This is a genomic window from Streptomyces sp. NPDC085900, from assembly GCF_044540925.1.
GTDB classification, from domain to species: domain Bacteria; phylum Actinomycetota; class Actinomycetes; order Streptomycetales; family Streptomycetaceae; genus Streptomyces; species Streptomyces gilvifuscus.
On record NZ_JBITSP010000019.1, the window covers coordinates 67,324 to 85,901 of the forward strand.

The window sequence follows — 18,578 nt, forward strand, 5'->3', positions numbered from 1 at the left end:
CGTCTGTCGGGACGGTCGCAACACGCGGGCTGTCAGCCGTCGAGCCAGTCGCCCGCGACGTCCGACGGACGGTAGCCCGTGGCGTTCCACAGGAAATGGGGGTGGGCGCAGCCGAACATGTAGGCGAGCAGGGTGGTGTCCTCCCGCCCGGTCCCAGGGTCGTGCAGAGCGTGGAACATCTCGGACCCCACGACGCCGGCCTCCTCCTGGACCTCACGGGCGCGGTCCGTGGACGCCGCCGCGGCGGACGCCTCCACGGCGGCTATGTAGGTGCGCCGCAGGATCTCCCACGCGCTGTCGATGTCGCCGTACCAGGGACCGTGCAGCGCCTCGAAGGCATGGAGCTCGGCGTCGAACAGGGGCCAGGTCGCGGGGTGCTGTGCCCGGCAGCGGGCGGACAGCTCGGCGGTCCGGGCGCTCAGCGCCGGTACGCTGGGCCGCGGCGCGATGGTCAGGTCGGTGCCGTGGGTGAGGATGCCGCTGCACGGGTTGGGCTGCAGGTCGCAGAGCGGGCAGGACTCGGCCGGGGGGAGGCCCTGGGTGATGCCGTCGAACCACAGAGCGTGGCGTCCCGTGAGCCCCATCCAGACGATGGTGGTGGTCATCAGCCAGGTGTTCCACATCGGGGGATGCGCCTCGGGCGTGCAGCCGTACTTGACCAGGGCTATCGCGCAGGCGGCGTAGAGGGCCTTGGTGTGGGTGGGCATGTCGGCGAGCCAGAAGTTGCTTATCTCGCCGGTGAGGGCGTCGGCTCGGACGTCGGCCATGTCGTCGATGACGCGGCACAGCAGCAGGGAGGCGAGATGTTCTTCCTGCCAGAGTTCGGTGTCGGGGGAGACGTGCCAGAACAGGCAGTCCAGCATCTGCAGGGCCGAGTAGGTGCTCTGGCTGAGCGGGTTGGTCTGCGGGAGGGTGACGTCGCCCGCGGCATGCTGCTGGAGCCAATACTCGTCGACGGATCGCTTGTGGGCCGCGAAGAGCCCGGAGACCAGGGCCCGTGCGCTGTTGGTGCTGAAGTTCTCGGCCAGGCGTTCTTCGACATGCTGGGTGAGGCGCGCGGTGTCGATGGTGTCGATCACGCGTTTGTACTCGTGGAAGACGAGGATGTCGTCCTCGAAGCGGTGGCGGTGGCCGAGGTCCCGTTCGAGGTCGTTCATCTGCCGGGTCCAGGACCAGCCACCGGTCAGGACGCTGTCGAGCTCGGGGCGGTGCGGCCAGGTCTTCACCGTCAGGGGACGCCCGGCGCTGTGCCGCCAGCGGTAGTCGTCCGGCGTGCGGGCGGGAGGCGTGGGCAGCCGACGGCACAGCGGGCAGCCGCAGGCGGTGGACGGCTCCTCCTCGCGCGGCGGGGTGTGCGCCCGGGTTCTCCAGGCCCCTTCGAGCATCGTGCAGGTCAGCCGGCAGATCTCGGCGTCGGTGCCGACCTGGGGGAAGGCCGCCTCTATCAGGCGCAGGCCGGTGTCGAGACGCCTCAGCCTGGCTATGCCCTCCTCGTCGGGCGGGAGGAACGCGGGCCGCGCCAGATGGAGGGCTCCCTCCACCCGCAGGGTGGTGCTGGGGTGGGGGGAGCCGAGGGCCTCGAGCCGCTGCCGAGCGGCGTCCTGGTACCCGCGGTACTGCTCCGTGCTGCCGTTGATGCGTGTCAGGAAGAGGCGGGCCAGGGCGTCCCCGGCCTCCGTGGGCTGGAGCGGGGCGTCCGGCCGCGCCGGGAGCGAGGTGTCGGTGGACGCCTCCGGAACGGCACCTACGACTCGAGATTTCACACAGGTCTCCCATCAACTGTGGTCGTGGAAAAGGAACCGATCGACCGTGGTCGTCGGCCGGTCGGTTCCGCCAACTTCTGCGCCCTCCGCGCAGGCCTCGCCGGAGCCGGACGCACGCGTTCGGCTCCGCTCCTGGTGCGTACGCCCGCGAGGGGGCACGACTGCTGCGCTTACGCGGCGAGGAAGTGGGGGCGGACAGCCCTGCTGTCCTTCGCGGACGATCCGCTCGGGGCCCGCTCGGTTCTCGAGCGTGGCGAGTCGATCGTCCGCGGGTTCACCGCGAGACCGCCGGCCTTCATCAACGGACCGGTTTCGGCGCGGAGTTCACGGCTGCCCGTCAGACGAGGAGCGCGCAGAGGGGCGGACGGTTCTGGGCGTACCCCAGATGTCCGTTGACGGGAGTGTCGAACGGGAGGCCGAACCTGGCGTCCTTAGGCATGCGTTTCCTTCCGGGAGCCGGAACAGGCAGAGCCCCCCCGCCCTGCGAACGGGCGGCCTTCTGGCCGCCCGTGCACTCGAACTCAGCTTCTATGGCCGAAAGTTGAACCGAGAAGCGCTACGAGGCTGCCCAGAGCCTAAATGATCTACGCGTGACCTCACCGTGATATCCGTTACTGCTTACGACTCTTGAGCTGCGTACACTGCCTCCCCTCCCACGAAGGTCATCGCCACCCGCGTCCGCCCGATCTCCTGCGGCGGTCCGGCGAACGGATCGCCGTCCAGCACCACCAGGTCCGCCAGTTGGCCGACCCGCACTCGTCCGGTGTCGTCGAGATGGTTCACGTACGCCGATCCGGCCGTGTAGGCCGTCAACGCCTCGGCGAGACCGATGCGTTCGGCGGGCAGGAACACGGGGGCGCCGTCGCCGTCGGGCGCGACCCGGTTGACCGCGACGTGGACTCCCTGAAGCGGATCGGGGCTGCTCACCGGCCAGTCGCTGCCCGCGGCGAGCCGCGCCCCGGAACGCAGCAGCGAGCCGAACGGGTACTGCCACGCCGCCCGTTCGGCTCCCAGGAAGGGGATCGTTAGCTCGTCCATCTGCGGTTCGTGGGCGGCCCACAGCGGCTGCAGGTTCGCCGTGGCATCCAGCTCGGCGAAGCGCGGTACGTCGTCGGGGTGCACGACCTGCAGGTGCGCCAGATGCGGCCGGGTGTCGCTCGGCCCGTTCGCCGCCCGCGCGGCCTCGATGGCGTCCAGGGCGTCGCGGACGGCCCGGTCGCCCAGCGCGTGGAAGTGGCACTGGAAGCCGAGCCGGTCCAACTCGCTCACATACTTGGGGAGTTGACCGGAGTCGATGAAGCTCTTGCCGTGGTTGGCGGTGGCGCAGCCGCACCGGTCCAGGTACGGATCCAGCAGCGCGGCCGTGCCGTTCTCGGCGACCCCGTCCAGCATCAGCTTCACGGTCCCCGCTCGGAACCGTCCGTGACTCAACGCCTCCCGCTTCTCCAGGAGTTCGGGGATCTGCTCGGCTCCACGCTCCCGGTCCCACCACAGGGCGCCGACGACCCGCGCGGTGAGCGAGCCGTCCCGCGCGGCCGCCAGATACGCCCCGGACGGGTCGTCCATGCCGAGGAAGGCCCCGACGAGCGCGTCCTGCCATGCCGTGATGCCGAGCGCGTGCAGATGGCGCTGGGCGTGCAGCAGGGCCGCCAGCCGGTCGGCAGCGGTGGCCGGGGGAGTGAGCCGGCCGACGAGTTGCATCGCCCCCTCCTGCAGGGTGCCGCTCGGTTCGCCGGCCGCGTCCCGCTCGATGCGTCCGTCGGCCGGGTCCGGGGTGTCCCGGGTGACCCCGGCGAGCTCCAGGGCGCGGCCGTTGACCCAGGCGCCGTGGTGGTCGCGGTTGGGCAGGTACACCGGCCGGTCGGGCACGGCCGCGTCCAGCAGTTCCCGGGTCGGCGTACCGCCCTCGAAGGCCTCCATGGACCAGCCCCCGCCGAGGATCCACTCCCGCTCGGGGTGTGCGCCGGCGTAGGCGCGGACCGCGGCGACCGTCTCCTCGGCCGTCCTGGCCCCGGTCAGGTCGCACTGCGACAGCTCAAGACCCGCCGGGATCGGATGGACGTGCGCGTCCTGGAAACCGGGCAGCAGCAACCGGCCCGCCAGGTCGACGACTCGGGTCCGCGGCCCCTTGAGGTCCAGCACCTCGTCGTGCCCCACGGCTGTGATGCGGCCGCCGGTGACGGCCACGGCGGTGGCGGTTCGGCCCTCGGGGGTCAGGACGGGGCCGCCGGTGAAGAGGAGGTCTGCGTGCATGGATCCGTTTCCTAGGAGATGGTGGTCAGCAGGGCGGGCGCGTCCGCGTCCGTGCCCTCGCCCGTGCGGAAGTACGGGGACCTGCGCGCCCACTTGGCCCATGCGGCGGCGACGAAGCCGGACCCGATCATGAGCAGGGGAGTGAGGAGCAGGAACCACCCGTTGTCCGCGCGGAGTTCGAGATGGTCGGTGGAGGAGTAGAAGCTCCAGCCGAGATAGCCGCCGAGCCCGAGCAGCGCCGTCGCGCTCAGCATGGGCAGCACCACGGCCCGCAGCCCCTGGCGCCAGTCCTCCCGCAGCAGCGAACGGAAGCGTACGGCCGCCGCCAGCGCCGTCAGGGCGTACGACAGGGCGACCACGATGCCGACGGCGTTCACCGTCGCCATGATCATGTCCGCGAGCCGCGGGATCACCAGGGCGAGCGCGGCGACCGCCGCCGCCAGCGCGCCGATCAGCAGCGTCCCGGCGGCCGGAGTGCCGTAGCGGGCGCTGACCCGGGACCACACCGGCCCGAGCGTACGGTCCCGGCTCATCGCGAACATGCCGCGGGCCGTCGGGATCACCCCGGCCTGCAGTGAGGCCACCGCCGAGAACATCAGCGCCACCAGGGGCAGCGCGGCCAGGGGCTGCGCGGCCAGCCGGTCCCCGAAGTACGCCAGCCCCTGGGCGCCGTGCCCGGCCAACTCCGGCTCCGGCAGGACCCGTTGGAAGGCGATCGAGCCGAGCAGGAACAGCGTCAGCATGGTCAGGAGCGTGATGAACCCGGCCCGGGAGGCGTCCCGCGGCTCGCGCACCTCCTCGTTGACGCTGAAGGCGGCCTCGAAACCCCAGTAACAGAACACCGACAGGATCAGCCCCTGGGCCAGCGCCGACGCCGAGGGGATCGCGAACGGATCGAACCAGCTCAGGCTGAAGGCGTGCGGGCCGGTGACGATGCCGTAGCCGCAGAACCCGAGCAGGACGACGTACTCGAAGACCAGCAGCCCCGTCTGCAGCCGCGCCGCCGTGCGGACCCCGGTGACGGCGGTGACGGTCACCGCCACCAGGACGAAGATGCCGAGGGCGGTGGTCTGCGCCGTCGAGCCCGCGTCCAGCGCGAGTCCGCCGATCCGGTGCACTCCGGCCTCCCCGGCCAGCTGGATCAGCGCCGAGCCGGTGACCGCGGTCGTGTACGCCAGGAACGCCACCGTCGCCACGATGTTCACCCAGCCGACCAGGAAACCGAGCCATGGACTGAGCGAACGGCCCACCCACACATAGCCGTTGCCGGCGTTCGGCTCGACGCGGTTGAGCCGGGAGTAGGCGCCGGCGATGCCCAGCACCGGCAGGAACGCCAGCAGCATGATCGCCGGCAGATGCAGACCGACCACTCCGGCCGTCACACCGAGGCCGATGCCGATGCTGGTGGTCGCGGCCGTGCTGGACGCGGCGATGGCGACGCCGTCGAGGACGCCGAGGGACTTGCGCAGCGCGGGCCGCGCGGGCGGCGCTGCGCCGAGGGACTGGTCGGACATGGGCGGGTCTCCGCTCGCACCGGGGGGCCTGGCTGGCCCCGGTGACCGCACATGAAACTGCCCGGGCACTTAACAGGTCAACGCTGTTGTCATAAGGTGCGGGCACCGGTCCCAGGAGGCAGACCATGAGCGAGCGTGTCGTTCCGCCCGACGCCCGGCGGCGCAGGCGCCCCACCAAGCAGGGCGTCGTGCTGTCCGAGGAGCTGATCGTGGCGACCGCCCTGCGCCTGATCGAGGAGCACGGCGCCGACGCCCTGTCGGTGCGCCGCCTGGGCCGCGCCCTGGGGGCCGACCCCAGCTCCCTGTACCGCTACTTCCGGCACACCGACGACCTGATGCTCGCCGTCGCCGACGAGCTGATCGGCCGTACCCTGCGTACCTGGCGGCCCAGCGGCGACTGGCGCGACGACCTGCGCGAACTCGGACTGCGCATGCACGCCAGCGCCCTGGCGCATCCGCGGGCGGCCGTCCTGAGCTCCTACCGCGTCACCGGGCGCGTCCACGAGATCCAGGCCGTCGAGACCGTCCTCGGCGTGCTGCGCGGCGCCGGCTTCCCCGACGCCGAGGCGGTGCGCGTCTACCACGCCTTCATCGACCAGGCGCTCGCCTTCGGCGCCCTCGACTCGGCGAGCACGGCTCTGCCGAAGGCCGCCCGGGAGGCGGAGGCGGCCGTATGGCGGGCGACGTACGCCCGGCTGCCCGCCGCCACCCATCCGCACATCGCCGCTGCGGCCCGCCACCTCGTGCACGACATGCCGCACAGCTCCTACCCGGCCGCCCTCGATCTGCTGCTGAGCGCCGCGGCCGCCCGGCTGGCGGAAGCACGGACACCGGGCCGGCCCAATGACGAGACCGACCAGGCCGGTTGACCGTGTCACGGGACGGCGAGTGAACCGGCCGGGCCGGGATATCCGGTGGGGGAGGGCGGCGGGACACGACCTGCCTCGCGCCCGGGACCCTTCGGAGGAGACATGCCGCTGGTTGAAGCGGGCTACGTGGTGCTCGACTGCGCCGAGCCCGAGAAGCTCGCCGTGTTCTACAAGGAACTGCTGGACGCCGAGGAGACCGACGCGACCGCCAACCGGGTGGAGATCAGGGGCGCTGACGGCATCCGGATGGCCTTCCGCCGCGACGTCAACGCGACGCCGCCGAGCTGGCCGCGCCCCGAGAACTCCCTCCAGGCCCACCTGGACTTCCAAGTGACCGACCTGGACGCGGCGGAGCGCAAGGTGGTCGAACTCGGCGGCCGCCCGCTCGACACGAAGGACGCGGCCGGACCGTACGAGGAACGCGGCTACGCCGACCCGGCCGGCCACTCCTTCACCCTGCGCCGCACCACACCGACGGCCCCGAAACAGGGTTGAGGAGTGGGGCGGACGAGGAAGAGGGGCCGGCATCCATGAGGATGCCGGCCCCTCTCGTCAGTCCCGGCCGCCCGGTTCGCTGGTCGGCCACACGCCCGTCGAGCGTTCGATGGCCTTGGCGCCACCGCGGTCCACCGCGCTGCGCACCACGGCGAAGATCGCGCCCTGGACCGCGGCGGCCAGCAGGATCTCTCCCCAGCCACGGTCCCGGTCCAGGGCGTCCGGCGCGTCCTCCTCGTGCCGGATCGCCATCCAGGTCTTGCGGAACGCCATCCCCGACAGGGCGCCGCTCATCCAGCCCAGCGCGAAGCCCAAGGGCTTGTAGGCCAGGGGCAGTTTCATCTTCTTCTTCTTGTTCTTGTTCTTGGCCACGTGTGCCTCCTTGCTCGATCCTGCTCGATCAGGGCCGCCCCTGCGCCGGGACTTCCTCTCCCGCCGGCACCGGCCCCGGCGGCGTTCCGTCGCCGAACGGCCGGCCGCCCAGTTCCTGCCGGAAGTGGGGCGCGAGCCAGCCGTCGAGCTCCGGTCCGAGGGGCACGATGCGGGTCGGGTTGATACCGCTGTGGACCTGGTAGTAGTGCCGTTTGATGTGGTCGAAGTCGACCGTGTCCCCGAAGCCGGGGGTCTGGTAGAGGTCGCGGGCGTACGCCCACAGAATCGGGTTCTCCGTCAGCTTCCAGCGGTTGCACTTGAAGTGGCCGTGATAGGCCGCGTCGAAACGGACCAGCGTGGTGAACAGCCGGATGTCCGCTTCCGTGATCGTGTCGCCGACCAGATAGCGCTGCCCCTCCAGCCGCGCGCTGAGCATGTCCAGCCGCCGGAAGACCCCGGCGCACGCGCCCTCGTACTCCTCCTGGTCGGTGGCGAAACCGGCCCGGTAGACACCGTTGTTGACGTCCTCGTAGACCTCGGCCATCACCGCGTCGATCTCGTCGCGCAGGGCCTGCGGATACAGGTCCGGCGCTCCTTCGCGGTGCAGGGCGCTCCACTCGGTGGCGAGGTCGAGGGTCAGCTGCTGGTAGTCGTTGGTGACCAGTTGCCCGCTGGGCACGTCGACGATCGCGGGCACGCTGACCCCGCCGGGGTACCCGGTCTCCCGCTTGTCGTAGGCCTCGCTGAGATGGCGGATGCCGAGCACCGGGTCGCGACCGCCGGGATCGAGCGTGAAGCGCCAGCTGCGGTCGTCCTGGATCGGGTCGGCGATCGCCATCGGCAGCGCGTCCTCCAGACCCAGCAGCCGCCGGGAGATCACGGCGCGGCTCGCCCACGGACAGGCACGGCTGACCACCAGCCGGTAACGGCCCGCCGCCACCGGCCAGCCGTCCCGCCCGTCCGCGGTGATCCGGTCCGTGAAGTGGCTCTTGGACCGCTTGAACGCCTTCTTGCCGTAGGAGTCGTTGCCCCCGCCGCCCATGGTTCCTCCTTGCGATCGTGTGCCCTGCTCACCGCGTTCCCCGAATTCCCTGCCCCGCACGGTATGAGTCGACCCCGGACGGGCAGTCGGCGTACGTGAGCAGGACAACTTCGGACGATAAAGCTGACAAGCGGACCCGCGTCACCGTGCTGGTGGCTCTCGCGGCGAATCTGGTGATCGCCGCAGCGAAGGCGGTGGGCGGCCTGGCCGCCGGATCACCGGCCCTGATGTCGGAGGCGGCGCATTCGGTGGCGGACAGCATGAACGAGGTGTTCCTGCTTGCAGCCCTGCGCCGCAGCCGCCGTCCGGCCGACAAACGTCACCCCTTCGGTTACGGCAAGGAGCGTTTTTTCTGGTCGCTGCTGGCGGCCGTGGGCATCTTCGTCATGGGCGGCTGCTTCTCCTTCTTCCAGGGCCTGGAGGCCCTGCGCAACGGCGCCGAGGAGAAGACCAGCGGCTATGTGGCCGGCCTGATCGTGCTCGGCGTGTCCTTCCTCGCCGAGGGGCTGTCGCTGCTGCGGGCCCTGCACCAGGTGCGCCGGCAGGGCGGGACCGGCGGCGGACTGCGCGACCCGGCGCTGCGCACGGTGGTCGCCGAGGACGGCACGGCGGTGCTGGGCGTGACGCTCGCCGCCATCGGCATGGCGCTGCACATGGTCACCGGTCAGGTGGTGTGGGAGGCGTCCGCCTCCTTCGGGATCGGTGCCCTGCTGGTGTTCGTCGCCTTCCACCTGGGCCGCGAGGCACGCGACCAGCTGATCGGCGAGGCCGCCGACCCCGAGGCGGCCGACCGCATCCGGGACCTGCTGCAGGAGCAGCCGGAGATCGACAGCGTGGAGGCGCTGTTCACCATGAAGACCGGCCTGGACCAGGCCCTGGTGGCCGCTCGCGTCGACCTCGTGCCGGGCCTGGACAGCGAACAGGTCGAGGAGGTGGCCGTGCGGATCAAGCGGACGGTCGCGGACTCCGTCCCGGAGGCCGACCAGATCTTCCTGGACATCACCGACCGGGTCGCGCACGAGGCACGGGAAAGCCCCGCCGCGACGGGGGAGCGCGGCGGGGCCTGACGGACGCGTGCCCGGGGGACACCGGTTCATGCGCCGGGGAACAGAGATTTTTTCGGAAGGGCCCATCACGGCTGATCCGGCCAGGTCCGGGTCAGCCGGCCCGGATCAGGCAGCCCCGTTCAGTGCTCGCCGTCGGCCGGTTCGAGCACGAAGACGGGGATCTGCCGGTCGGTCCTCTTCTGGTAGTCGGCGTACGGCGGGTACGCCTCGACCGCCCGCTGCCACCACTCGGCCTTCTCCGCGCCGGTGACCTCACGGGCCGTCATGTCCCGCTTGTCCGGGCCGTCCTGCAGCTCCACGCGCGGATCCGCCTTGACGTTGTGGTACCAGACCGGGTGCTTGGGCGCCCCGCCCTGCGAGGCCACGACCGCGTACCGCCCCCCGTGCTCGACCCGCATCAGCGGTGACTTGCGGATCTTCCCGCTCTTCGCGCCGCGGGTGGTGAGCACGACGACGGGCAGGCCGGTGCCCCGCAGCGTCGTTCCCTTCGTACCGCCGGAGCTCTCGTACAGCTCCACCTGATCGCGCACCCACTGCTCCGGGCTGGGTTCGTACTCGCCCTCAAGAGGCATGACATCCGTCCCATCGTCGAGTCCTACGACTTGCCGGCACGCCGCTTCAACACCGCGCCGCGCCGGAATCATCCCTATCGCACACCGCGCCGCGCGCAAGCGGAGGGGGCGGGTCCGCGCGCGGGTTTTCGAATCATGTGCGACCAACTCCGGCCAGAATGCCCCCACCACCGATGTGGCCGAACTTCCCGTCGCCCTATAGATGCCCCGGGCATCTAATGAAGATCTGCACGACGCACTCTTCGTCTGCGAGGTCTTCCATGACGCAAGCGGAACCCGTGGCCTTCCCCCAGGACCGCACGTGCCCCTACCACCCGCCCACCGCCTACGAGCCCCTGCGCGCCACCCGCCCACTGGCCCGGATCACCCTCTACGACGGCCGTCCCGCCTGGTTGGTGACCGGTCACGCCCTCGCCCGGGAACTGCTCGCAGACCAGCGCCTGTCCACCGACCGCAACCACCCCGACTTCCCGGCGCCCACCGAACGCTTCGCCTCGGTGCGCAACCGGAGGGTCGCGCTGCTCGGCGTCGACGACCCCGAGCACCGTGTCCAGCGGCGCATGATGGTCCCCAGCTTCACCCTCCGCCGGGCCGTCGACCTGCGCCCGCAGATCCAGCGGATCGTGGACGGACTGCTCGACGACATGATCGCCCAGGGGCCGCCCGCCGAGCTGGTGAGCGCCTTCGCGCTGCCCGTGCCCTCGATGGTGATCTGCGCGCTGCTGGGCGTGCCCTACGCCGACCACGACTTCTTCGAGGGACAGTCCCGCCGGCTGCTGCGCGGCCCGAAGGTGACGGACGTGCAGGACGCGCGCGAGCAACTGGACGCCTACTTCGAGGACCTGATCGACCGCAAGCTGAAGCAGTCCGAGCCCGGCGACGGCGTGCTCGACGAACTCGTCCACGTACAGCTGCGCGAGGGCGTGCTGGACCGGCAGGACGTCATCGCGTTCGCCACCATCCTCCTGGTCGCCGGCCACGAGACCACCGCCAACATGATCTCGCTCGGCACCTTCACCCTCCTCCAGCACCCGGAGCAGCTGGCCGAGTTGCGGGCGGACCCGGAGCTGATGCCCCAGGCGGTCGAGGAGCTCATGCGCATGCTGTCGATCGCGGACGGTCTGCTGCGCAGGGCCACGGAGGACATCCAGGTGGGCGACACGGTCATCCGCTCTGGCGACGGCGTGCTCTTCTCGACCTCCGTCATCAACCGCGACGAGGACGTCTACGCCGACGCCGACACCCTCGACTGGCACCGCCCGGCCCGCCACCACGTGGCCTTCGGCTTCGGCATCCACCAGTGCCTCGGCCAGAACCTGGCCCGCGCCGAACTCGACATCGCCCTGCGCACCCTCTTCGCCCGGCTGCCCGCCATGCGCCTGGCCGCCCCGCCGGACGAGATCCCCTTCAAGCCCGGAGACACGATCCAGGGGATGCTGGAACTCCCCGTGACCTGGTAGAGGCTCAAGTCCATGCGCATCGAGATCGACCAGGACGTCTGCATCGGCGCCGGCCAGTGCGCCTTGTCCGCCCCTGGCGTCTTCACCCAGGACGACGACGGATTCAGCACCCTGCTGCCCGGCCGCGAGGACGGCGGCGGCGACCCGATGGTCCGGGAGGCGGCGCGCGCCTGCCCGGTGGGCGCCATCACCGTGACCGACGGCTGAGGGGCACGGTCCGAGCCGCCGCCTCACCCGGCGCGACAGGCCCGCAGCAGCAGCTCCGCCGCCGCGCGGGCCTGTCGCGCGGGCTCGGTGCTCCGGGTGATCCCGGCGGTCACCATGGCGCCCTCCGCCAGCAGGAACAGCTGCCCGGCCAGTGAGCCGGGCAGCCCGGCGGCGGCCACCAGCTCCTCGACGTACTTCCCGAACGCCCCTTTGTGCAGACGGACTTGGGCCACGACTGGCTCCGACGTCGCCCCGAGCTCGCCGTAGGAGTTGATCCACGCGCACCCGCGGAAGCCGTCCTCGCCGAACCAGTCCTCCAGCCAGTCGAAGAGCGCCAGGATGCGCTCCTCGGGATCCTCCCGGCGCGCCACGAACTCGGCGAGTCGACCGCGCCAGCGCGCGTCGCGCCGCTCCAGGTACGCCTCCACCAACTGCTCCTTCGCCGGGAACAGTCGGTAGAGCCGCTTGAGCGAGACCCCCGACGCCCCCCGGATGTCGTCCATGCCGACGGACTGGATGCCCCGCCCGTAGAACAACTCCTCGGCCGCGTCCAACACCTGCTCACGGGCGGCCGAGCTGTCCATGACGACCATGCCGGGTGCGACCTTCCTTGACGTGAGAACGAGCGTTCTCCTACGGTAGCAGCCGGGCGGAGAACGCTCGTTCTCCGCTGCCGTCCACCCGCCGAGGAGGCACCATGGCCGACCGTCCGCCCCTTCCCCCCTTCACCCGCGAGACCGCCGCGCAGAAGGTGCAGGCGGCCGAGGACGCCTGGAACACCCGCGACCCGCACAAGGTGGCGCTCGCCTACTCCGAGGACTCGGTCTGGCGCAACCGCGACACCTTCGTCACCGGCCGCGAGGAGATCGTCGCGTTCCTGACCCGCAAGTGGCAGCGCGAGCTGGACTACGCCCTGCGCAAGGACCTGTGGGCCTTCGACGGCAACCGCATCGCCGTCCGCTTCCAGTACGAGTGCCACGACGCCGACGGCCGGTGGTGGCGCTCCTACGGCAACGAACTGTGGGAGTTCGACGAGCACGGCCTGATGACCCGCCGCGAGGCCAGCATCGACGACGTGCCGATCGAGGAAGGCGAGCGCCGCATCCACGGACCGCGGCCGGAAGCCGAGCGCGGGCGGTCCTTCCCCCTTCAGTAGGGTTCCCGGATGACCGAACAGGCCGGGAAACCCTTCCTCTACGTCGTCGTCTGCGCCGCCGGCATCGCGGCGGACGTGGGCACGCTGATCACCGCGGCGCAGCGGCGGGACTGGGAGGTCGGCGTGATCGCGACGCCCGTCGCCGCGAACGGCTTCTTCGACACCGAGGCCGTCGGGGCGCAGACCGGCCGCCCCATACGCTCCGCCTGGCGCACCCCGGGCGATCCGCGTCCCTTCCCGCCGCCCGACGCGGTCGTGGCAGCGCCCGCCACCTTCAACACGGTCAACAAGTGGGCGGCGGGCCTCGCCGACACCCTCGCCGTGGCGACCCTGTGCGAGGCCTGCGGCCTGGGCGTCCCGGTCGCCGCGCTGCCGTGCGTGGCAGACGCCCTGGCCACGCACCCCGCCTACCGGGACAGCCTCGTACGGCTGCGCGGGATGGGCGTCCGGTTCGGCGAGCGGTACACCGGGGACCCGGGGGAGGACGGTGTGCGGCCGGAGTTCGGCTGGGCGCGGGCGCTGGACCTGCTGGACCGCGGCTGACGTCGCGCGCCGGACATGGAGTGCGCGCGAAGTCGTACGCTCCCCTCGTACCCCACCCGAAGGCAGGAGCAGCAACGATGCAGTGCGTGAAGCTCGGTTCGACGGGCCTGGACGTGTCGCGGATCTGTCTGGGCTGCATGACCTACGGCCTGCCCGACCGAGGCGTGCACGAATGGACCCTCGGCGAGGAGGATTCGCGGCCGCTGATCCGGCAGGCGCTGGAGGCCGGGATCAACTTCTTCGACACGGCCAATGTGTACTCCGACGGCACCAGCGAGGAGATCGTCGGCAAGGCACTGCGCGAGTACGCCAACCGCGACGAGATCGTGCTCGCGACCAAGGCGCACGGCCGGACGCGGCCCGGCCCCAACGGCGCCGGCCTGTCCCGCAAGGCCATCATGGCCGAGATCGACCACAGTCTCGGGCGCCTGGGCACGGACTACGTCGACCTCTACCAGATCCACCGATTCGACCCGCACACACCGGTCGAGGAGACCATGGAGGCCCTGCACGACCTGGTGAAGGCGGGCAAGGTCCGCTACATCGGGGCGAGTTCGATGTACGCCTGGCAGTTCTCCAAGATGCAGTACACCGCCGAGCGGCACGGCTGGACCAAGTTCGTGTCCATGCAGAACCACTACAACCTCCTCTACCGCGAGGAGGAACGGGAGATGCTGCCGCTCTGCGCCGACCAGGGCGTCGGTGCCCTGCCCTGGAGCCCGCTGGCCCGCGGCCGGCTCACCCGCGACTGGGGCACGGTGACCGACCGCAGCGCCAACGACGACTTCGGCAGCCGCCTCTACCCGGAGGGGGACCGCACCATCGTCGAGGCGGTCACCCGGATCGCGAACGACCGGGGCGTCCCCCGCGCCCAGGTGGCCCTCGCCTGGCTGCTGCACCAGGAGACGGTGGTGGCCCCGATCATCGGAGCGGCCAAGCCGCACCACATCGAGGACGCCGTGGCCGCGGTCGAACTCCGGCTCAGCGACAAGGAGATCGAGGAACTGGAGCGGCCGTACACCCCGCACCCGATCGTGGGCCACGGCTGACTGAGCGGACTTGGTGAAGTCCGTTGCGGGTCGGTCGCGCCCTGAAGGGGCGCGGGGAACCGCGCGACCAGCCACGACGGACCCGCGGCCGCCCGACGGCCCGGTCCCGCACATCCAGCGGAGCGCTCAGTGGGGCCCCTGCGGTGCGAACTCCGTGCCGCACGGGCCCGCCCCCTCGCTCTCCGGCAGCACGACCCGCTCGCCGCTCATCGCCGTCGTCCGGTAGTACGCGCCGATCCGCTCGGCCGACCGGCCCACGTAGTGCCCGATGAACGACCGCCGGAACCGGTCGGTGGTGCGGTTGGGCTGCGAGCCGTGCACCACGCTGCCGTTGAAGAACAGGACGTCGCCCGGCGCCATGTCGACCGGCACGGCGGTCAGCCCCTCGGGCGGCGCGACGTACTCCCGCGCGAACGACACGTCCGCGTCCGCCTCCTCCGGGCAGAACAGGTCCATCAGGTGCGTGCCCGGCACGACCTCCAGGCCGCCGTTGTCGCGGTCGATGACATCGCAGGCCACCCAGGCCGCGACACAGGTGCCGGGCTCCACGCGCAGATAGAAGTTGTCCTGGTGCAGCGCCTGACCCCGGGCGCCGGGCGGCTTGAAGTAGAACATGCTCTGCGCGGCCAGCACTTCCTCGCCGAGCAGCACCTCCAACACCGTGCGCAGCCGCGCGTCGAGCAGGACGCGGCGCGCCCGCTCGTTGATCTCGTGCGGCTGCATCACCCTCGGGTAGGCGGCCAGCGGATCCGTGCCCGCCCGCGGCTGGAAGTGCCCCGGCACCGGGCCCGCCGCGTGCAGCGCCGTGAACTCCGCGCGCAACAGATCGATCTCGTCGTACCCGAACAGCCCGCGCAGGACGGTGAACCCGTCCTCCTGGAACTGCCGCAGCCCGTCCGCGGTCAGCGGTGAACCCTCGACGGCGTCGATATCCGTGGCTGTCATCCCGCTCCTCCTTCTCGAGGCTTTCCTGAGGTGTCATCCGCCTTCTAAGCTAGGCGGCCGCCGCCCGCCGGAGGATGCCCGTGAACGCTGACCGATTGCCCGAGGCTGCTGCGCCGCCGCCGGGCCTGGTCGTGATCGGCCACTACGACGAGCTCCCGGGGTACGGGATCAGCCGCCCGGGCGGAGCCGAGAGCTGGCTCTTCCTGTGGACGACCGGTGGCCGCGGCGGGGTGCGCCAAGGGCGGGCGGAGGTCGCGGCCGGCACAGGCGACCTGGTCGTGCTGGCACCCGGCGCGCCGCACCGGTACGCCGTCGAACCGGCCGCCGCGGGCTGGCGGTTCTGGTGGGTCCACTGCCAGGCCCGGCCGGGCTGGACACCGTGGCTGCGCCCGTACGACGCCGGCGACGGCCTGTACGCCGTCACACCGACCCCCGCCGCCGTCCACGGCCGGGTGGAGGCCGCCTTCGGCCGGATGCTCACCGACGCGCGCTGGACCGGGACCGAGGCGCCGCCCGCGACCGCGCCCGGCCACGACCGCGTGGCCGTGGCGCACGGGACCGCCGCCCGTGAACTCGCCCTGTCCTCGCTGGAGGAGATCGTGCTGCTCACGGCGGCCACCGCCCGGCCGCCCGCGACCCGGCCCGGCATCGACGAGCGGGTGCGCCGGGCGGAGGCGCTCATCGCCGCCGACCCGGCCGCCCCGCACACCGTCCGCTCGCTCGCCGCACGCGTCACCCTGTCGCCCTCCCGCTTCGCCCACCTGTTCGCCGAGCAGTTGGGCCGGTCCCCGATGCGGGCGCTGCGCGAGGCGCGGCTGCGGCACGCGGCCCGGCTGCTGGAGGGCAGCGACCTGTCCGTCGAGCGGGTGGCGGCGGCTTCGGGGTTCGCCAGCCCGTTCCACTTCAACCGGGTCTTCCGCGACCGGTACGGGGTGCCGCCCGGCGTGTACCGGGCGCGCGGCTCAATGGTTGGCGAGTGAGCGGGCGTGCGCCGGAGCGAGAGGCGGCGCATGCGGTGGGGCGGGTCGGGCAATGGTTTTCGCGCGGTGTCCCGGTCGTGTGGCGCGAATAACGTTCCGCGGCATTGACGTTTCGTCAATATCGCGCGCCGGGCACGGAATGCACAAAACCGCGAGATCCCTTGTTCCGCTTCGCTGACCTGTGCAAAGGTGTGCGTCGGCGGCGCACAGAAAATGCACGTTTTCACTGTGCGCGCGAGGCCTCTCCCGTTCGTCCCGGGCTCCAAAAGAGCCGTTTCCGGCAGGCGTTCGAGATGCCGAACCCTGTACGTGTGGATCTCGTCGCCTTGTCGACGTATCCCCATACCTATTGGTATGGACTTTATGCGCATGCCCTGAGAGGAATGCAGCCGTGAACGACGCCGGCCTGTCGAATTCCCCCACATCTGCCCGCCGGTTCGAGGTGACGGACGAGCAACTGAGTGCCGAACTCAAGAAGTGGACGGGATCGTCGCCCGCGCTGCAGCCCGTCGGTGAACTCCTGGACCGGCACTGGGAGGCGGGCTTCGCCTACGCCCGGCTGTGCACCGACGGCACACCCTCCGCGGGAATGCTCACGACCGCCGCGTTCACCCGCCTCTTCGGCGAGACACTCCGGCAGAACGGCCCCACCTCCGCCTGGCGCCCCCAACTCCTCGTCACCGTGCGCCGTATCGCCGCCGAGTGGGACAACGACCACCGGCGCGAACACCTCCACCCGCAACTGCGCTCCGAGGCGGACGGCGGGGAGCGCGTGGCTGCCCGGCTGCTGCCGCCGCCCCACCGGCGCCTGCTGTCCGGGGCGTTCCAGCGGCTGCCCCAGTCGTCCCGCTGCCTGCTGTGGCACGCCGAGGTCGAGGCCGAGCCCATCGAGATACCCGGCGGCCTGCTCGGCCTGGACGCGGAGGACGCCCGGGTCGAACTGGGGCGGGCCCGCGAGCGGCTGCGCGAGGAGTGCCTCCAGGTCCACCGCGAACTCGCCCCCGAGCAGGAGTGCCGGCGCTATCTGCGCATGCTCGACGTGACCTACCGGCGCGGCGGAGCCGACGTCGACCCCGACCTGGCCGCGCACCTCTCCCGCTGCCGGCACTGCCGCTACACCGCGGACCAACTCGCCCAGTTCAACCAGGCGATCGGCCTCGCCCTGGCCGAGGCGGTCCTGGGCTGGGGCGCCCAGGCCTATGTGGAGTCCAGACTCGCCGGCCCCGTCGAGGGCAGCGCGCTGCCCGAGGAACTCCGCCCCCGGGTGATGGCGGGCGAGCCCTTCTTCGCGCCGCCCGGCGAGCCCCCGGCCCCCGCCCGGACCGTCGCCGGCGGCGGACCCCGCCCCGGCGGCCGTACCGCCTCGCGCCGCTCGGACCGCAAGGCCGCCCGGCGCGCCGCGGCCCGCCGCCGCAACCTCACCGCGGCCGTCCTCACGGTGAGCGGACTGGTCGTCCTCCCGCTCGTGCTGTGGGCCGTCCTCGGCAACGGCGACCACACCACGCCGGCCGGCGGCCACCCCTCCGAGACGCCGGGCCCGGCGAAGAGCACCCCGACCGGCAACCCGTCCTGGATCAGCGCGAGCGAGGCGGCCCAGGGCAACGTCCAGGGGCGGCTGCACAACGTCGGCTCCGGCCTGTGCGTGTCGGTCGTCGGCAAGAAGGCCGTCGAGGGCGCCGAGACCGAACTGGCCTCCTGCTCCTCGGCCGGCACACAGCAGTGGCGCTACGAGACCGACGGCCGGCTGCGCAGCGTCGCCGACCCCGAACTCTGCCTCGACTCCCACCTCGGCTACTCGGTGGTGCTCGCACCCTGCACGGGCGGTGTCCAGAAGAACATCCGCTACGACTTCACCCTGCGGGGCGCCCTGGTGCCGCGCTGGAACCAGGACCTGGCCATGGCCCCCGCGGCCACCGACGGCTCGGGCGCCCTGGTGCTCAAGACCCGCGAGCAAAGCGGGGTGCAGCGCTGGGCCTTCGACACTGTGAAGGCGGACCTGCAGATGCAGGTCGTCAACTGGGACCAGGACACCACACCCGTCCCGACACCCACGCCCAAGGCCATTCCCACGCACACTCGCAAAGCCGACAAGCCGACGCCCTCCGCCACGCCGACGACCGCGCAGCCCGCACCGACGGCGTCGAGCGGGTACCCGACGAACCCGTACTGCTACTACAACCCGTACTACTGCGGCGCGGGCGGGTACGGCGGCGGCTATGGAGGCGGCTACGGCGGTGGCGGTTACGGCGGTGGCGGCTACGGCGGAGGCCGCCACTGACGGGACGGCCCCC

At 71.7% G+C, this 18,578-nt stretch carries 18 protein-coding genes; 10 read left to right on the plus strand and 8 right to left on the minus strand.

Going from position 1 to position 18,578, the window contains the following annotated elements; genetic code table 11:
* Positions 1-32 precede the first annotated feature (32 nt).
* From ACIGDI_RS41105 to ACIGDI_RS41115, 3 genes are all read right to left on the minus strand, one after another.
* Complete coding sequence (locus ACIGDI_RS41105; protein ID WP_399907668.1) at positions 33-1,763, minus strand: hypothetical protein; 1,731 nt, start codon at positions 1,761-1,763, stop codon at positions 33-35.
* Between the two features lie 618 nt (positions 1,764-2,381).
* Positions 2,382-4,016 (minus strand): amidohydrolase, encoded by a 1,635-nt coding sequence (locus ACIGDI_RS41110; RefSeq protein ID WP_399907670.1) that lies wholly within the window; start codon positions 4,014-4,016, stop codon positions 2,382-2,384.
* A gap of 11 nt (positions 4,017-4,027) precedes the next feature.
* Complete coding sequence (locus ACIGDI_RS41115) at positions 4,028-5,530, minus strand: APC family permease (RefSeq protein ID WP_399907671.1); 1,503 nt, start codon at positions 5,528-5,530, stop codon at positions 4,028-4,030.
* 125 nt (positions 5,531-5,655) lie between these two features.
* Between ACIGDI_RS41115 and ACIGDI_RS41120 the strand changes: the two genes are divergently transcribed.
* Positions 5,656-6,399: a TetR/AcrR family transcriptional regulator gene (locus ACIGDI_RS41120; protein WP_399907673.1), complete on the plus strand. Its 744-nt coding sequence runs from the start codon at positions 5,656-5,658 to the stop codon at positions 6,397-6,399.
* A 102-nt stretch (positions 6,400-6,501) separates the two neighbouring features.
* Complete coding sequence (locus ACIGDI_RS41125) at positions 6,502-6,894, plus strand: VOC family protein (RefSeq protein WP_399907675.1); 393 nt, start codon at positions 6,502-6,504, stop codon at positions 6,892-6,894.
* Positions 6,895-6,951: 57 nt separating this feature from the next.
* Here the strand turns inward: ACIGDI_RS41125 and ACIGDI_RS41130 are convergent, their stop codons facing one another.
* Both ACIGDI_RS41130 and ACIGDI_RS41135 read right to left on the minus strand, forming a co-directional pair.
* A complete protein-coding gene (locus tag ACIGDI_RS41130) occupies positions 6,952-7,236 on the minus strand; it encodes a DUF4235 domain-containing protein (RefSeq protein ID WP_399907722.1) in 285 nt (94 codons plus the stop codon).
* A gap of 58 nt (positions 7,237-7,294) precedes the next feature.
* Positions 7,295-8,308, minus strand: a complete 1,014-nt coding sequence (locus tag ACIGDI_RS41135; protein WP_399907677.1) for a glutathione S-transferase family protein — start codon at positions 8,306-8,308, stop codon at positions 7,295-7,297.
* Positions 8,309-8,454: 146 nt separating this feature from the next.
* Between ACIGDI_RS41135 and ACIGDI_RS41140 the strand changes: the two genes are divergently transcribed.
* On the plus strand, positions 8,455-9,375 hold the full coding sequence (locus ACIGDI_RS41140) for a cation diffusion facilitator family transporter (RefSeq protein ID WP_399907679.1): 921 nt from the start codon (positions 8,455-8,457) through the stop codon (positions 9,373-9,375).
* Positions 9,376-9,494: 119 nt separating this feature from the next.
* Here ACIGDI_RS41140 and ACIGDI_RS41145 read toward each other — a convergent pair whose 3' ends face one another.
* Complete coding sequence (locus ACIGDI_RS41145) at positions 9,495-9,947, minus strand: nitroreductase family deazaflavin-dependent oxidoreductase (protein WP_399907681.1); 453 nt, start codon at positions 9,945-9,947, stop codon at positions 9,495-9,497.
* Positions 9,948-10,207: 260 nt separating this feature from the next.
* On the opposite strand from ACIGDI_RS41145, the gene ACIGDI_RS41150 reads away from it, so the two are divergent.
* Both ACIGDI_RS41150 and ACIGDI_RS41155 read left to right on the plus strand, forming a co-directional pair.
* Positions 10,208-11,407 carry a cytochrome P450 gene (locus ACIGDI_RS41150; protein WP_399907682.1) on the plus strand — a complete coding sequence of 400 codons (1,200 nt, stop codon included), beginning with the start codon at positions 10,208-10,210 and terminating at the stop codon, positions 11,405-11,407.
* A 12-nt stretch (positions 11,408-11,419) separates the two neighbouring features.
* Entirely contained in the window at positions 11,420-11,614 is a 195-nt protein-coding gene (locus ACIGDI_RS41155) for a ferredoxin (protein ID WP_272174667.1), read from the plus strand.
* 23 nt (positions 11,615-11,637) lie between these two features.
* On the opposite strand, the gene ACIGDI_RS41160 is transcribed toward ACIGDI_RS41155, so the two are convergent.
* Positions 11,638-12,198, minus strand: a complete 561-nt coding sequence (locus tag ACIGDI_RS41160; protein ID WP_399907724.1) for a TetR/AcrR family transcriptional regulator — start codon at positions 12,196-12,198, stop codon at positions 11,638-11,640.
* A gap of 113 nt (positions 12,199-12,311) precedes the next feature.
* On the opposite strand from ACIGDI_RS41160, the gene ACIGDI_RS41165 reads away from it, so the two are divergent.
* From ACIGDI_RS41165 to ACIGDI_RS41175, 3 genes are all read left to right on the plus strand, one after another.
* Positions 12,312-12,770 (plus strand): nuclear transport factor 2 family protein, encoded by a 459-nt coding sequence (locus ACIGDI_RS41165; protein ID WP_399907685.1) that lies wholly within the window; start codon positions 12,312-12,314, stop codon positions 12,768-12,770.
* A 9-nt stretch (positions 12,771-12,779) separates the two neighbouring features.
* On the plus strand, positions 12,780-13,313 hold the full coding sequence (locus ACIGDI_RS41170; RefSeq protein ID WP_399907687.1) for a flavoprotein: 534 nt from the start codon (positions 12,780-12,782) through the stop codon (positions 13,311-13,313).
* A gap of 77 nt (positions 13,314-13,390) precedes the next feature.
* Positions 13,391-14,362, plus strand: a complete 972-nt coding sequence (locus ACIGDI_RS41175; RefSeq protein ID WP_399907689.1) for an aldo/keto reductase — start codon at positions 13,391-13,393, stop codon at positions 14,360-14,362.
* Positions 14,363-14,488: 126 nt separating this feature from the next.
* On the opposite strand, the gene ACIGDI_RS41180 is transcribed toward ACIGDI_RS41175, so the two are convergent.
* Positions 14,489-15,307 carry a phytanoyl-CoA dioxygenase family protein gene (locus tag ACIGDI_RS41180; protein WP_399907691.1) on the minus strand — a complete coding sequence of 273 codons (819 nt, stop codon included), beginning with the start codon at positions 15,305-15,307 and terminating at the stop codon, positions 14,489-14,491.
* Positions 15,308-15,381: 74 nt separating this feature from the next.
* Between ACIGDI_RS41180 and ACIGDI_RS41185 the strand changes: the two genes are divergently transcribed.
* Positions 15,382-16,287, plus strand: coding sequence for a helix-turn-helix domain-containing protein (locus ACIGDI_RS41185; RefSeq protein ID WP_399907693.1), 906 nt, complete (start codon positions 15,382-15,384; stop codon positions 16,285-16,287).
* Positions 16,288-16,678: 391 nt separating this feature from the next.
* The gene (locus tag ACIGDI_RS41190) at positions 16,679-18,565 is read left to right on the plus strand and encodes a ricin-type beta-trefoil lectin domain protein (protein ID WP_399907695.1); all 1,887 of its coding nucleotides are present in this window, start codon (positions 16,679-16,681) and stop codon (positions 18,563-18,565) included.
* Positions 18,566-18,578 lie beyond the last annotated feature (13 nt).

Excerpts from the sequence above, each read along its gene's own strand:
- ACIGDI_RS41110 (WP_399907670.1), bottom strand. The coding sequence starts at position 4,016 with ATGCACGCAGACCTCCTCTTCACCGGCGGCCCCGTCCTGACCCCCGAG.
- ACIGDI_RS41115 (WP_399907671.1), bottom strand. The coding sequence starts at position 5,530 with ATGTCCGACCAGTCCCTCGGCGCAGCGCCGCCCGCGCGGCCCGCGCTG.
- ACIGDI_RS41120 (WP_399907673.1), top strand. The coding sequence starts at position 5,656 with ATGAGCGAGCGTGTCGTTCCGCCCGACGCCCGGCGGCGCAGGCGCCCC.
- ACIGDI_RS41125 (WP_399907675.1), top strand. The coding sequence starts at position 6,502 with ATGCCGCTGGTTGAAGCGGGCTACGTGGTGCTCGACTGCGCCGAGCCC.
- ACIGDI_RS41130 (WP_399907722.1), bottom strand. The coding sequence starts at position 7,236 with ATGAAACTGCCCCTGGCCTACAAGCCCTTGGGCTTCGCGCTGGGCTGG.
- ACIGDI_RS41135 (WP_399907677.1), bottom strand. The coding sequence starts at position 8,308 with ATGGGCGGCGGGGGCAACGACTCCTACGGCAAGAAGGCGTTCAAGCGG.
- ACIGDI_RS41145 (WP_399907681.1), bottom strand. The coding sequence starts at position 9,947 with ATGCCTCTTGAGGGCGAGTACGAACCCAGCCCGGAGCAGTGGGTGCGC.
- ACIGDI_RS41150 (WP_399907682.1), top strand. The coding sequence starts at position 10,208 with ATGACGCAAGCGGAACCCGTGGCCTTCCCCCAGGACCGCACGTGCCCC.
- ACIGDI_RS41155 (WP_272174667.1), top strand. The coding sequence starts at position 11,420 with ATGCGCATCGAGATCGACCAGGACGTCTGCATCGGCGCCGGCCAGTGC.
- ACIGDI_RS41160 (WP_399907724.1), bottom strand. The coding sequence starts at position 12,198 with ATGGACAGCTCGGCCGCCCGTGAGCAGGTGTTGGACGCGGCCGAGGAG.
- ACIGDI_RS41165 (WP_399907685.1), top strand. The coding sequence starts at position 12,312 with ATGGCCGACCGTCCGCCCCTTCCCCCCTTCACCCGCGAGACCGCCGCG.
- ACIGDI_RS41170 (WP_399907687.1), top strand. The coding sequence starts at position 12,780 with ATGACCGAACAGGCCGGGAAACCCTTCCTCTACGTCGTCGTCTGCGCC.
- ACIGDI_RS41175 (WP_399907689.1), top strand. The coding sequence starts at position 13,391 with ATGCAGTGCGTGAAGCTCGGTTCGACGGGCCTGGACGTGTCGCGGATC.
- ACIGDI_RS41180 (WP_399907691.1), bottom strand. The coding sequence starts at position 15,307 with ATGACAGCCACGGATATCGACGCCGTCGAGGGTTCACCGCTGACCGCG.
- ACIGDI_RS41185 (WP_399907693.1), top strand. The coding sequence starts at position 15,382 with ATGCCCGTGAACGCTGACCGATTGCCCGAGGCTGCTGCGCCGCCGCCG.